This window comes from Corynebacterium ciconiae DSM 44920 (assembly GCF_030440575.1).
Classification (GTDB): Bacteria; Actinomycetota; Actinomycetes; order Mycobacteriales; family Mycobacteriaceae; genus Corynebacterium; species Corynebacterium ciconiae.
This window is the reverse complement of sequence record NZ_CP047189.1, coordinates 2,097,116-2,110,205: the sequence shown is the minus strand read 5'-3', so window position 1 is coordinate 2,110,205 and position 13,090 is coordinate 2,097,116. Positions and strand designations below refer to the sequence as shown.

The window sequence follows — 13,090 nt, the reverse complement described above, 5'->3', positions numbered from 1 at the left end:
AAGAAACGGTGCTGCTCTGCAGCGAGGTAGTGAAGCCTACGGTGAGCGGCAAGTCGACCGCCCCTTAGACAAGCTCTACTTATTCAGGGATTGACCCCGAGTCTGGCCATAGGTGGTCACTGATGTCTGCATCGCTAGTGACGCGTGCCCTCAGCAAAGGTGTGTGGCCGGTTCACGCAAATTAAAGACCCGTATGGTTCAGGGATATGTAGCTCGACTAGAAGAATGTGGCGCATCAGGCCGGGATGAATTCTATAAGCTGAAGTTCAGCAGATATCGCGGGAGCCGAACCGGACTCGAGGGGGAAGGCTACGAAAAGGGCTGCCCCTAACACGTGTGAGTCGGTGGAAAAGGGATTCCCAAGGAGAGGGCTACGTGCGGGAGCATTGGCGCCCCGGTGGTCTAGTCTTCGATGCAGATGGATGAGATGTGGTGAGCTCAATGACTAAGAAGAACCCCTACATTTTTGCGCTGAGAGCGTTCTTTGTCTGCTCACCTTGGAGCGCGGTCATTGCAACGGGCCTGACTCTCGTAGTGGCGGTGATCCCCGCGCTCACCGTGCTGGTGGCGCAGCGCCTAGGGGCGGCGGCGGATGGTGTGACCGTGGCGCTAGCTGCCCTTTTGATCGGTTCCTTCGCCATCATTCAGCGCGTTTCCTACGCTTTTTCTCGCATTAACGCCCAATACCTGCGGGTGTACAGCCACAAGCTCTTCGCGGACGCCATGCTCAAGGTGGATCACTCCGCGTACTCGCAGCTCAGTTTTTTGGAGTCCGCACGCGAGGCCAAGGAATATCTCGCCGAGACTCGCCTCGTGGGATTTGCACAGGCTCTGCTGAACATCGCCGCGGCCGTGGTGGCGGCCGTCTCCCTGTTCGTCAGCTTGGCGCAGATTAGTGTGCTCGGAGCGCTGCTGTGCGTGCTTTCCATTTTCCCCTCGGCCATCGCTCTAGCTCTGGCTGGGCGCTATGAGTCCCAGGCATGGGGTGAGCGCTCGAAACACGCCCGTCGCGCCGAATACTTGGAAAGCCAGCTGGTGTACCAGCACTCGGGCCGTGAGATTTCCTTCGCCCAGTTCGGCCGCTCTTTTACGGAACCGGCGTCTGCTAGCTGGCGGTCGTGGCTGGGTCTTGCCTGCGGGCTTGAGTATCGCTCGCTTGTGGCGGACCTTATAGCAGGCGTCGTCACTGTGGGGCTACTCGTGTCCTCGGCGCTCATCGTGTGGAACACGGGGGACTCCGTAGCGGACGTGACGGCCATCATCGTCGCGTTGCTGACGGGATCGTCAGTCATGTCCGGTCTGGGCTACCAGGTAGGGGAGCTGGCGCTCGCTATTCCGTCGACGCGCCGCTTTGTCGATTTCATTCAGGCATCGCCGACGCTGCCTCCCAGGCAAAACAACGCCGCAGGCGTCGGCGGCGACATCGAGGTGCAGAACCTTTCGGTGGAGCTGTCACAAACTCCCATCCTTCGGGATGTGAGCTTCACAGCCAAAGAAGGAGCGGTCACCGCCATCGTGGGAGCCAACGGGGCCGGAAAAACGACGCTGGTGAATGCCTTGACCGGGATGTTCCCAGAGGACATCAGCGGTGGGCACACTCTTCTCTCCTCGGCCACCACCTCCTATCTCACGCAGAACTTCCAGCACTTTGAGCTAACGGTCCGCGAGTTTCTACTGCTCGGAAACACCCATCCGGAGGGCGTCGATGCTGCGGCGTGCCACGAAGCGCTGGACCAGGTGGACCTAGACGTGGAATTAGACGAGGCGCTGGGCGCCCAATGGGGTGGTAGGGAGCTTTCCGGCGGTCAGTGGCAAAAACTAGCGATTGCCCGTCTGCTTCTGCAGGACCGCCCTGTCTGGATTCTTGATGAACCCACCAGTGCCATCGATGCCGCCGCCGAGGAACACATTTTCCGGATGCTTAAAACAAGGAGCAAAGGCGGCGAAGGGCTGGCCCCGAAGACCGTGCTGCTGATCTCGCACCGCGTGTCCACGCTGGCCATCGCGGACCACATCATCGTGCTGGAAAAAGGCCGAGTTGTGCAGGAGGGAAGCTTCGAGGAGCTCATGGTTACGGCGGGACCCTTTGCGGAGCTATTCATGAGGACTCGTCAGGAGGAAGAGTCCTAGAGGCGCATAAAAAAGCAGCGCCCCTGAAAAGGCAGGGACGCTGCGTCGATAAGCGCGGGGCGGTGAGCCGAACTAGCGGCGCATGATCTTCTTGGACAGCCAGTTGCCGAAGAACTGCGCGAGCTGCACGAGCACGATGATCACTGCGGTGGCTACAAGGGTGACGGTCCAGTCGAAGGAACGATAGCCGTAGACGATCGCGAAATCGCCGAGGCCGCCGCCGCCGATGTAGCCGGCCATGGCCGACATATCCACCACTGCGATGAAGATGAAGGTGTAGCCCAGCACGAGCGGGCCCAGGGCCTCGGGCACGATCACCGAGGTGATGATCTTCCACGGGGAGGCACCCATCGCGCGGGCCGCTTCGATCACGCCCGGATCAATGGCCACAAGGTTTTGCTCCACGATGCGGGCGACGGCGAAGGTGGCGGCGATCGACATCACGAATGTCGCGGCGCCGGTGCCGATGGTGGAGCCGATGGCCAGCTTCGTCAGCGGGCCGATAAACGCAATGAGAATGATGAAGGGGATCGGGCGGATGAAGTTCACCAACACGTTGAGCACGGCGTAGACAACCGAGTTACGCAAAATGCCGCTCGGGCGGGTGGTGTAGAGCAAAATGCCCAGCAAGAGCCCGAAGAAACCGCCGGCCACCATGGTGATGCCCACCATGTACAGGGTTTCGAAGATGGAGTCGATGAACGTGTCGCCGAGCCGATCCCAATCAGCTGCGAGATAAGTGGTGTCCATTTAAGAAATCTCCTGAATCTCGGTGGTCTGGGTGAGGCAATGATAGAACTCGTCGATAGCGGCATCATCGCCGGTGAGGCGCACAGTGACCTTGCCGAAGGAATTACCCTGCAGGGTGGTCACACCGCCGTGCACGATATTGACGCTCACATTGGCTTCGCGGGCATGGCCAGCGGCGGTGAAAAAGCCCGAGTTCTCGGTGAGCTTGACGGTGAACAACCGGCCCGGCTTGCCGCGGAGATCATCGGACTCCACATTATCCGGCTCATTGCGCAGCGTGGTGGCCACGAATCGGCGGGCCACGGCGGTTTGAGGATCGGAAAAGACCTCAAACACAGAGCCCTGCTCCACCACGCGGCCGTTTTCCATCACCACCACCTTGTCGGCGATGGAACGCACCACATCCATTTCGTGGGTAATTACCACGATCGTGATGCCGAACTCCTCGTTCACCTTGCGCAGCAGCGCCAGCACGTCCTGGGTGGTTTCCGGGTCGAGTGCCGAGGTGGCCTCGTCGGCCAGCAGCAAAGAAGGATTAGTGGCCAGTGCGCGGGCAATGCCTACTCGCTGCTTTTGTCCGCCGGACAGCTGCTCCGGGTAGGAGCCGCCCTTGTCGGACAGGCCCACGAAGTCGAGCATTTCCTGTACCCGCTTAGTGCGCTCGGCCTTGGGCATGCCGGCCAGCTCGAGGGGATAGGCGATGTTTCCCGCCGCGGTGCGGGCGGAGAACAGGTTGAACTGCTGGAAGATCATGCCGATGTGGCGGCGCAGTTGACGTACCTTCTTCTCCGGCATGCCCACGATGTTGGTGCCATCGAGCAGGATTTCGCCGGAGCTCGGCACATCGAGCCCGTTGATCTGGCGCACCAAGGTGGATTTACCCGCGCCGGAGTAGCCGATCACGCCCAGGATCTCGCCGGGGGCGACACTGAGATTGACATTGTCGAGAGCGGTCACCGTGCCGCGCTTGGTCGAGAATGTCTTAGACACGTTGCGGAATTCAATAGCGGTGCCAGTAGGGCCGGAAGGGGTGGAGCCGGCGGCGGCCGCGTGTGGTTGTTGTGCCACGAGCGAAAATGTTCCTTAAAACGTAGAGGAAAAACGTAAAAGAGTGGAAAATCAAGGCCCCCAGCATCACGGCCTGGGGGCCTAAGAGCAGGGTGGGGGCTTTTCAAGCCTGAGCCCTGCTTGATCGTTGGAGGGTTTAGCCCTGCTTGATCTCGTCTTCGAGGCGATCGAGGATCTCTTGGAGCTCATCGGCGGGGCGATCCACCGGAACGGAGGTGCCGGCAGTGTCTTCCTGATCGGCATCCACCACGGCCTGGCTGTGCCAGATCTCGGCGAGCTTCTTCAGCTGCTCGTTGTCCTTGTCCTCGGCGCGCACCACCACCACGTTGATGTAGGGCTCGGCGAGCTCCGAGTTGGGATCATCAGCGAACACGGAGGACTTCGGGTCGATGCCGGCGCGGTCCAAGAAGGAGTTGTTGATGATGGCGGGCTTGCCCTCGCCCCATCCGGTGGGGGTCTGTGCGGCATCCACCGGCTGCACCTTCACCTTGGACTTGTCCTTATCGATGTCCGCCGGGGTGGGGTTGTCCACCTCGTTCTTCAAGGTGATCAAGTCTGCCTGCACCAGCACGTTGATGGCGCGACCTTGGTTGGAGGGGTCGTTAGGAATCACGACTTCCTTGCCCTCGATGCCGTCGAGGGAATCGTGGTCCTTCCAGTACAGTGCCAGCGGCACGATGTAGGTGGAGCCGATCGGCACCAGATCATCACCGGAGCCCACGTTGTGCTCGGCGAGGAACTTCAAGTGCTGGAAGCTATTGGCATCGATCTCACCCTCAGCCAGGGCCTTGTTGGGGGTGTTGTAGTCGCTGAAGTTCACCACTTCCAGGTCGATGTCGTTATCGGCGGCCACATCCTCCCAGGCAGCGAACTGCTTCAGGGTGGAATCGCTGGAGCCCAGCTTGATGGTGGAGGAATCGTCGTTGCCGCAGGCCACAAGGGCGGTGGCGGACAGGGCCACGGTAGCTAGGGCGGCGGTGGTGCGGGTAAATCGCTTCATGGGGGAATCCTTGAGGAGTAGACCAGTTTGTAGAAAGAGCTGTCTATTTGACGCTGCCTTACGCTAGCACCTTACTTAAGTTCTGTACAGCTTGGTCTACGGCCGCGGCCGGTGAGTGGTAGAACGCATGTGCTAATCGTGCTAGCGTAGTGCGCATGGAATGGAATGGTAGATTCTTAGGGCTGAATGCCCAACCTTTGAGCTGGTCGAGGCTCGAAAGGATCCTCTCTGGGCACTATGATGGCACGCTCGCTCTCGCCCCTCGTTCCTCCCGTTCTGAGCCATCATCTGTTCGAGGAGAATATGGCCGTGTGGTGGATCTGCATTGCCGCTCGAGCTATAGCTTTCTCCATGGCGCCTCCGAACCGGAGGAGCTGGCGGCTCGGGCCGCCGAGCTGGGGTACCGCGCGCTCGGGGTGTGCGATCGCGATGGCCTCTACGGGGTGGTGAAATTCGCCGAGGCGGCGGCACGCTACCGCCTAGGTACCGTCTTCGGCGCCGAGCTCAGCGTGGGCGAGCAGTGGGGGATGGACTCCCCGTTGTGCGTGATCGCCAAGGACGTGGAGGGCTACCGTCGCCTCAGCCGCGTGATTTCGCGCGCGAAGATGGCCGCCGGGCAGAAGGACCGCACAGTCTATCCCACTCTTGCCGATCTCGGAGCGGATGCCGGTGGGCGCTGGTATGTGCTTGTCGACGTCACCTGGGCTGCCCATCTACCTTCCCTCATCGCGGCATTCGGCTCGGAGAATATCCGTCTCGAATACCGCATTACCCGCCGCCCCACCGATGCAGACGACCACGCCGAGCTGGACGCGCTGCGTGCCCGCTATCAGCTGCGAGGGACTGTCTCGGCCGTGGCAAACGCGGCCAACATGGGTGCGCGTCGGCTCGCCGCCGCGAAGGATGCCCTCGCGGCCCGCCGCAGCGTGGGGGAGCACGCCCCCGAGCTGGACCCGATGGGTGGGCGCTGGCTTTTAGGGGAGAAGGCGCTAGCCACCATGGTGCCGCACGCCGCAGAGCTCATGGCAGAAAACCTGCGCATCGCAGAAGAGTGCGCTTTCACCCTCACCCTTGTGGCGCCGGATCTGCCCAGCCACGGTGAGGATGAGATGACGCAGCTGCGCGCGCTGGTCTCCGAGTGGGCGCCACAGCGCTATGCCTCCCGCCCAGCCGAGATCGCCCACCGGGCCTATGACCAGATCGATTATGAGCTGGATGTGATCGAGCACCTCGGGTTTGCCGGCTATTTCCTCATCGTCTGCGGCATCGTGGATTTTTGCCGCCGCGTCAATATTTTGTGCCAAGGGCGGGGCTCGGCCGCGAACTCCGCGGTGGTGTTTGCCCTCGGCATTACCAATGTGGAGCCCATCAGCGCGAAGCTCCTCTTTGAGCGCTTTCTCTCCCCAGAGCGCGAGGGCCCGCCAGATATCGATATTGATATTGAGTCCGGCCGTCGCGAGGAGGTGATCCAATATGTCTACGACACCTATGGCCGCGACTACGCCGCCATGGTGGCCAATGTGATCACCTACCGACACAAAGGCGCGGTGCGCGATGCCGGCCGAGCGCTCGGCTTCCCCCAAGGTAGCTGCGATGGCTGGTCGCGCGGGGTATCCGACCCGCCAGAACAGGTGCAGCAGCTGGCGGCAAGCCTAGAAGGCCAGCCGCGTCATCTGGGTATCCATTCCGGCGGCATGGTGCTGTGCGATCGCCCCATCGCGGACGTGGTGCCTGTGGAGTGGGCCCGCATGGACAAGCGCTCCGTGGTGCAGTGGGATAAGGATGACTGCGCCTCTGCGGGGCTGGTGAAGTTCGACCTCTTAGGCCTCGGCATGCTGGAGGCCCTGCACCACATGATCGATCTGGTGGCAGAGCAGCATGGCATCACGGTGAACCTGTGGGAGCTCGACCTCGCCGAGCCTGAGGTGTATGCCATGCTGGCCCGAGCTGATGCTGTGGGGGTGTTTCAGGTGGAATCCCGTGCCCAGCTCAACACCCTGCCGAGGCTGAAGCCCCGCGAATTCTTCGACCTCGTGGTGGAGGTGGCCCTCGTACGGCCAGGACCTATCCAAGGCGGCTCGGTGCACCCTTATATTCGCAGGCGCAATGGCCTCGAGCCCGTGGAGTTCGATCATCCCTGTCTCGAAAATGCCTTGGGTAAAACTCTCGGGGTACCGCTGTTTCAGGAACAACTCATGCAGATCGCGGTCGACGCCGCTGGTTTTAGTGGGGTGGAAGCCGATGCTTTACGACGCGCCATGGGCTCCAAACGCTCGCCGGAGAGGATGGAGGCGCTGCGGGCGAAGTTCTACGCCGGCTGCAAACGCACCAACAATATAGAGGAAGACGTAGCCCGCGGTCTGTGGCTAAAAATCATGGCTTTTGCCGCCTATGGATTCCCAGAATCACACTCCCAATCCTTCGCCTCCTTGGTGTATTTCTCCGCGTGGTTCAAATATCACTACCCAGCCGAGTTTTGTGTGGGCCTGCTGCGCGCTCAGCCCATGGGTTTTTATTCCCCGCAGTCCCTCATCCAAGACGCCCGCCGGCACGGGGTGCAGATACAACCGGTGTCAGTGCTGCACTCTGATGTGCAGCCGCGGGTAGACAGTGGCGCCATTCGGCTGGGGCTGGGCTCAATCGCAGGGCTGCGAACCCAGGCCGCCGAGAAGCTGGAGAAGATCCGGCACCGGCTGTCTACTCACTCGACGGTGGCCGATATTGCACGTGCCGCAGAGCTGAACGTGCGTGATGTGGAAAGCCTGGGGCGCGCGGGGGCGTTTGAGTCGATGGGTATCAGCCGCCGCCAGGCACAGTGGGTGGCGGGCGTGGCCGCCAGCGAACAGCAGGGCATGCTGCCCGGGCTCTCAGCTATCACCGCCCCGCCGCTGCCGGGGATGAACACCTTCGATCTCATGGTGGCTGATGTTGCCAGCACTGGAATCACCCCCAGCAGTCAGCCGATTGAGCTCATCCGCGCAGAGCTTCACCGGCGAGCGGTGGTGCCCGCCGAGAAACTGCTGGAACAAGAAGACGGCAGCCGCATCCTAGTGGCCGGGGTGATCACCCACCGCCAGCGCCCACAGACAGCCAGTGGGGCCGTGTTTTTCGGCATGGAGGATGAAACCGGTCTGATCAATGTGGTGGTCTCGCCGGGGCTGTGGGCGCGCTACCGCCGGCTTGCGCGTACCGCAAAGGCCGTGATCGTTCGCGGTATCGTGCGCATCGCCACGGGGGCGGCCACCGTGGAGGCCGATAAATTCGAGCCGCTAGCCATCGGGGACATGCTGAAACTGCGGTCTCGTGACTTTCGCTGAGTGGAAGCTATATATATCGACTGTGCTAGGAATGACCCCATGGCTTCCCACACTGACCTCAACCGCTGTGACGCCGATGCCATGGGCGTGACGTTTCAGCCTGTATCCCCAGCACTCGTGAAGGCGCGACTGATCGGCCGTGTGCCCGTGCTAGCCGTGACCACACTAGGTCTCGCCATCGGTGCCTTCTTTGCCTCTGGGGCGTGGCAGATCGTGCTCATCGTGGCCGCGCTCGTGATGGCTGGGTTCAGCGCATTCATCGTCTGGCTCACCATGGTGCAGGTGGCGCGCATCGGTTGGGCAGAAACCGAGGATGAATTGCTGATTCGCCGAGGTCGGTTGTTCTATAGCCTCACCGTGGTGCCCTATGGGCGTATTCAGTTCGTGGATATCAATAACGGCCCCATCGAGCGTTCTTTGGGCCTGAAGAACATCGAATTGCACACCGCGTCCTCCACCAGTGACTCCACCATTCCAGGTTTGCCCGCTGATGAGGCCGTCGAGCTGCGCGTGCGCCTCAGTGAGAAGGCGAAGGAGAGGATGAGCGGGCTGTGAGTGAGAACCAACAACCACACACCACCCAGCCCGCCGTCACTGCAGATAACGCCGATTTTCAGCGCGTTCACCCGCTGACACCCCTGCTTCGTTTCTGGTCGGCGCTACTGGCGGTGATCGTCGCCATCGCTATCAACCAGCGGGAGCTTGCCTCCGGCATCCTAGGCGTGATCCGCGACTATGAGTCCTTCGAGCTGGTGCCGGTTCTGCTCAGCGTCGCCGGCACCGTGGCATTGCTCGGGTTCACCTGGGCCCTGTCGCGTATCTGGTGGAAGCGCAATGGCTACCGGCTGGGCAGCGACGAAGTGGTAGTGGAAAAGGGAGTGTTTACTCGGCAATCCCGCTCCGCGCGGTGCGATAGGATCCACGCGGTCGATGTGACCGAGCCATTCCTCGCTCGCCTCGCCGGTCTTGCCGCGGTGCGTATCGAGACCGCGGGCGGAAATGACTCGGTACTGGAAATCCAGTATCTGAAAAAGGCCACCGCCGAGCAGGTGAAAGAAATCGTGCTGCGCCACAGCCGTGCAGAGCAAGACACCGCAGGTGGCGAGCAGGAGGATATCGGCGCTAGCCAGACAGAGGCGGCAGATCCTCACCCACGATCGGCCACGGTGATGGCTGCGGTGCCCGTGCGGCAGGCGCTGGCGGCGCTAGCCCTGCAGTGGTCCAGCATTCTCACGGTGGTCGCTCTGATCGCCGTGGTAGTCACCCCCATCGGCTTCGGGTTTTTCATTCCCATCGTGTTGGGTGGTGCGCCCGCTATGCTCAGCTTCGTTAACCGGGCATGGAATTTTCGAGCAGAACACAACGAGCACACCCACGAACTTCGGCTGCGTTATGGCTTGACGGAGCGTCGCTCGCAAACCGTGCCACTGCACCGTGTGCACGCCGTGGCGCTCACGCAGCCGCTGTTGTGGCGCAAACTGGGCTGGTGGAAGCTCACGGTTTCCGTGGCCGGCTACGGTGACATCACGGGCAGCTCCTCGACTACCACCGTGCTCCCAGTGGGCGATTATGACACCGCGACCGCGCTATGTGTGCTGCTCAGCCCGGTGACCCAAGAGGATCTCGATGGCCCGGCTCGCCCGGGCGAGTTGCGTGCGCCCACGGTGCGTTCTCCACGCCAGGCACGCTGGTTTAGACCGCTGAGCTATCGCTACCGCGGGATCACGCTGGTGGATGATTACGCCGTCATCCACACAGGGCGGTTCAGCTGCACCATGAGCGTGGTGGAGTTAGAGCACATTCAAGAACTCACCCTCAGTGGCGGACCGCTGCAGCAGCGGCTGGGACTGGTCAGCGTTCGGCTCGATCTCGTGGATGGGCCGGTGCAGATGCAGATTGCGCATATTGACACCGAGGAGGGCTTCGCTTTGCTTAATCGGCTTCGCCAGCGGAAGCTCCCTGCGCTGCACTCCCCGGAAACCCCAGCTGCCGCCACGCCTCATAGGCCGCAACAGCCGCAGCATTCGACAGATTCATCGATCTCCGTCCCGCCAGCATCGGGATACGCACCTGAGCGGTGATGCGCTCATGGGCGAGCGCAGCGTCGCTAAGCCCAGTGGGCTCGGTGCCAAACAGCAGCACATCGCCGGGCTGGTAGCGCACATCGCTGTGGCGATAGCTGCCGCGGGTGGTGAAGGCGAATACCCGCGCGCCGGGTAGAGAGTCGAGACAGGCGGCGAGGGAGGAATGCACCTGCACGCGGGCAAGGTCGTGATAATCCAGACCGGCTCGGCGCAGGTGCTTTTCGCTGAGATCGAAGCCCAGTGGCTCGCACAAATGCAAGGTTGCGCCGGTGCCGGCGCACATGCGGATCGCGTTGCCGGTGTTCGGGGGAATCACCGGATTATCGAAGACCACATGGGCGTACGGGAAGGTGGGGCTGGGGCTGATGCTGGACTCGGTGCTCACGTAGGCTCATCCTACGCATTGGGTGTCTGTCATAATGGAACCCATGACCGCGATGAAACTGGATGGAAAACTCTACCGTGACGAGATCTTCGCCGAGCTGGCGAAGAAAGTTGAACGACTCAAGGAACAGGGCATCACTCCAGGGCTGGCGACGGTGCTGGTGGGCGAGGATCCCGCCAGCCAGTCCTATGTGTGCATGAAGCACAAGGATTGCGAGAAGATCGGGGTGAACTCGATCCGCAAGGAACTGCCGGACGATGTCACCCAGGGCGAGCTGCTCGAGGTGATCGACGAGCTGAATAACGATGAGAGCTGTACCGGCTACATTGTGCAGCTGCCGTTGCCGAAGCACATCGATGAGAATGCAGTGCTGGAGGCTATCGACCCGGCCAAGGACGCCGATGGACTGCACCCAGTGAACTTGGGCAAGCTGGTGCTCAACGAGCCTGCCCCCTTGCCCTGCACCCCCAATGGCTGTATTCATCTTCTGCGCCGCTTCAACATTGAGCTTGAGGGCGCCAAGGTCGTGGTGATTGGCCGCGGCGTGACTGTGGGCCGGCCCATCGGACTCATGCTCACGCGCCGTTCGGAAAACTCCACCGTGACTCTCTGCCACACCGGCACCACCGACTTGAAGGCCGAGACCCAGCAGGCCGATGTGATCATCGCCGGCGCGGGCGTGCCGCACATGCTCACCGCAGACATGGTCAAGCCCGGCGCGGCCGTGTTGGATGTGGGAGTCTCCCGTAAGGACGGCCAGCTCATGGGTGATGTGCATCCCGATGTGTGGGAGGTGGCCGGTGCGGTCTCGCCGAACCCGGGCGGCGTGGGCCCGCTGACACGCGCCTTCCTTGTGCGCAATGTGGTGGAGCGGGCAGAGAAGCTCGCTGGTTTGACGCAGCGCGAGCTTTAAGAATCGGATCCGTGGAACGCGTCGACCCCATCTCGGATCTCAGCGGCAACCCGCACGATCGGGCTCTGCCGCCGTCTGTGCTACCCATCCGCCTGCAGCAGGCACTCATGGGGCTGTTCTGTGTGGGGCTCGTGGTGGCCACGGTATTTCTCTTTAGCGACCACTGGCGCCGAGCAACCTTCATTTTCGGTGCCAGCTTGGTCTATCTTGCCGCGGTTCGCTATGTCTGCGATTCCCGCGTGCTGGGGGTGCTTGCGGTGCGTTCGCGGCGTTTCGACGTCGCCTTCACGGCGATTATCGGCGGGGTGATGATGTATATCTCCGCCTCCATTGACGCGCTCGGCAGTTAACTGCCGGCGAGGAAGCGGCGCACAATATTGTCCATTTGCCGTACCTCTACGAGGAAAGCATCGTGGCCCACTGGTGAAGAGATGTGCGCCATGCCGATGAGGTTGGGCACGTTCCGTGCGATGAGTTCCTGCTGATAGTAGGGATACAGGATGTCGGTATCCACCCCTGCCACCATGGTGGGGGCGTTAATTTTGGCCAGGGCCTGCACCAGCCCGCCGCGGTCGCGGCCGATATCGAAGCGGTTGAGCGCTTCGGTGAGGGTGACATAGGAGCCGGCATCGAAGCGCCCCACCAGCTTTCGGCCTTGGTGGTCAAGATAGCTTTCCACTGCGAAGCGCTGGGAGGGGTCGCGGTACGCGCCCAAGGGATTTTCCCCGTGTTGGGCGGTGGTGCCGAAGCGCTCGTCTATTTCCAGCTCGCCGCGGTAGGTTAGGTGCGCCAGTTTCCTTGCGGTGGTGAGCCCTCGCTCGGGACGACGCTCAGTGGTGTAGTAATCCCCACCGTTCCAATAAGGGTCATGGGTGATCGACGCAATCTGGATTTGCTGCACCCCGATTTGCCAGGCGCTGGCCCGCGGGGACACCGCCACCACGAGACAAGCCTGCACCATCTCTGGGTAGAGCAGCGCCCACTCGAGGGTGCGTGCGCCACCCATGGAGCCGCCGGCCACCGCCCGCAGGTGGGTCACACCAAGATGATCGAGTAGCAGCTTTTCTGCGTGTACGAGATCCCGAATCGACAGCGCCGGAAAGCGCGAGCCCCACGGTACGCCCTGCGGATCCAGAGAGGAAGGCCCTGTGGAGCCTTGGCATCCGCCGAGCGCATTAGTGCAGATGATGCAGTACTCGTCGGTATCGAAGGCGCGACCTGAGCCGATGAGCCCGCCCCACCAGTCGGCGGCGTTGGCATCGCCGGTTAAGGCGTGCTCGACCAAGATGATGTTGGAACCATCGGAGCGGGGCTCGCCGAAGCGCATATAGGCCAGCGAGATCGGCAGGCTGATACCGGCCTCCGTGCGATATTCGCCGAGGGATACGGTGTGCAGCTGGCCGGGGGCTCCTAGGTTCAACATCGTGGGGTCCTCGAGTATGT

10 protein-coding genes and 1 pseudogene are annotated in these 13,090 nt (G+C 61.9%); 6 read left to right on the top strand and 5 right to left on the bottom strand.

Annotated features, from left to right (window positions below):
- The first annotated feature begins 441 nt into the window (after positions 1–441).
- Positions 442–2,130 (top strand): ATP-binding cassette domain-containing protein, encoded by a 1,689-nt coding sequence (locus tag CCICO_RS09235; RefSeq protein WP_083878317.1) that lies wholly within the window; start codon positions 442–444, stop codon positions 2,128–2,130.
- 72 nt (positions 2,131–2,202) lie between these two features.
- Here CCICO_RS09235 and CCICO_RS09230 read toward each other — a convergent pair whose 3' ends face one another.
- From CCICO_RS09230 to CCICO_RS09220, 3 genes are all read right to left on the bottom strand, one after another.
- Entirely contained in the window at positions 2,203–2,880 is a 678-nt protein-coding gene (locus tag CCICO_RS09230) for a methionine ABC transporter permease (protein ID WP_018020051.1), read from the bottom strand.
- The gene (locus CCICO_RS09225; RefSeq protein WP_018020052.1) at positions 2,881–3,948 is read right to left on the bottom strand and encodes a methionine ABC transporter ATP-binding protein; all 1,068 of its coding nucleotides are present in this window, start codon (positions 3,946–3,948) and stop codon (positions 2,881–2,883) included. It abuts the gene before it with no gap.
- Between the two features lie 136 nt (positions 3,949–4,084).
- Complete coding sequence (locus tag CCICO_RS09220; protein ID WP_018020053.1) at positions 4,085–4,948, bottom strand: MetQ/NlpA family ABC transporter substrate-binding protein; 864 nt, start codon at positions 4,946–4,948, stop codon at positions 4,085–4,087.
- Positions 4,949–5,103: 155 nt separating this feature from the next.
- Between CCICO_RS09220 and CCICO_RS09215 the strand changes: the two genes are divergently transcribed.
- The 3 genes and pseudogenes from CCICO_RS09215 to CCICO_RS09205 all read left to right on the top strand — a co-directional run.
- A complete protein-coding gene (locus tag CCICO_RS09215; RefSeq protein ID WP_026161506.1) occupies positions 5,104–8,265 on the top strand; it encodes an error-prone DNA polymerase in 3,162 nt (1,053 codons plus the stop codon).
- A gap of 39 nt (positions 8,266–8,304) precedes the next feature.
- Entirely contained in the window at positions 8,305–8,820 is a 516-nt protein-coding gene (locus CCICO_RS09210; protein WP_018020055.1) for a PH domain-containing protein, read from the top strand.
- A pseudogene (locus CCICO_RS09205) lies at positions 8,817–10,184 on the top strand (PH domain-containing protein); the annotation flags it as partial. The gene CCICO_RS09210 and the pseudogene CCICO_RS09205, both read left to right, overlap by 4 nt.
- Before the next feature lie 13 nt (positions 10,185–10,197).
- Here the strand turns inward: CCICO_RS09205 and CCICO_RS09200 are convergent.
- Positions 10,198–10,734 carry a tRNA (cytidine(34)-2'-O)-methyltransferase gene (locus CCICO_RS09200; protein ID WP_156809875.1) on the bottom strand — a complete coding sequence of 179 codons (537 nt, stop codon included), beginning with the start codon at positions 10,732–10,734 and terminating at the stop codon, positions 10,198–10,200.
- A 43-nt stretch (positions 10,735–10,777) separates the two neighbouring features.
- Between CCICO_RS09200 and CCICO_RS09195 the strand changes: the two genes are divergently transcribed.
- Both CCICO_RS09195 and CCICO_RS09190 read left to right on the top strand, forming a co-directional pair.
- On the top strand, positions 10,778–11,647 hold the full coding sequence (locus CCICO_RS09195) for a bifunctional methylenetetrahydrofolate dehydrogenase/methenyltetrahydrofolate cyclohydrolase (RefSeq protein ID WP_018020059.1): 870 nt from the start codon (positions 10,778–10,780) through the stop codon (positions 11,645–11,647).
- Positions 11,648–11,658: 11 nt separating this feature from the next.
- The gene (locus tag CCICO_RS09190; RefSeq protein ID WP_018020060.1) at positions 11,659–11,997 is read left to right on the top strand and encodes a DUF3017 domain-containing protein; all 339 of its coding nucleotides are present in this window, start codon (positions 11,659–11,661) and stop codon (positions 11,995–11,997) included.
- On the opposite strand, the gene metX is transcribed toward CCICO_RS09190, so the two are convergent.
- Positions 11,994–13,070, bottom strand: coding sequence for a homoserine O-acetyltransferase MetX (metX, locus tag CCICO_RS09185; RefSeq protein WP_018020061.1), 1,077 nt, complete (start codon positions 13,068–13,070; stop codon positions 11,994–11,996). The two genes, CCICO_RS09190 and metX, sit on opposite strands and share 4 nt — an antisense overlap.
- Positions 13,071–13,090: the final 20 nt, after the last annotated feature.

Coding starts and splice junctions, on each gene's coding strand:
- CCICO_RS09235 (WP_083878317.1), top strand. CDS start 442: ATGACTAAGAAGAACCCCTACATTTTTGCGCTGAGAGCGTTCTTTGTC.
- CCICO_RS09230 (WP_018020051.1), bottom strand. CDS start 2,880: ATGGACACCACTTATCTCGCAGCTGATTGGGATCGGCTCGGCGACACG.
- CCICO_RS09220 (WP_018020053.1), bottom strand. CDS start 4,948: ATGAAGCGATTTACCCGCACCACCGCCGCCCTAGCTACCGTGGCCCTG.
- CCICO_RS09215 (WP_026161506.1), top strand. CDS start 5,104: ATGGAATGGAATGGTAGATTCTTAGGGCTGAATGCCCAACCTTTGAGC.
- CCICO_RS09210 (WP_018020055.1), top strand. CDS start 8,305: ATGGCTTCCCACACTGACCTCAACCGCTGTGACGCCGATGCCATGGGC.
- CCICO_RS09195 (WP_018020059.1), top strand. CDS start 10,778: ATGACCGCGATGAAACTGGATGGAAAACTCTACCGTGACGAGATCTTC.
- metX (WP_018020061.1), bottom strand. CDS start 13,070: ATGTTGAACCTAGGAGCCCCCGGCCAGCTGCACACCGTATCCCTCGGC.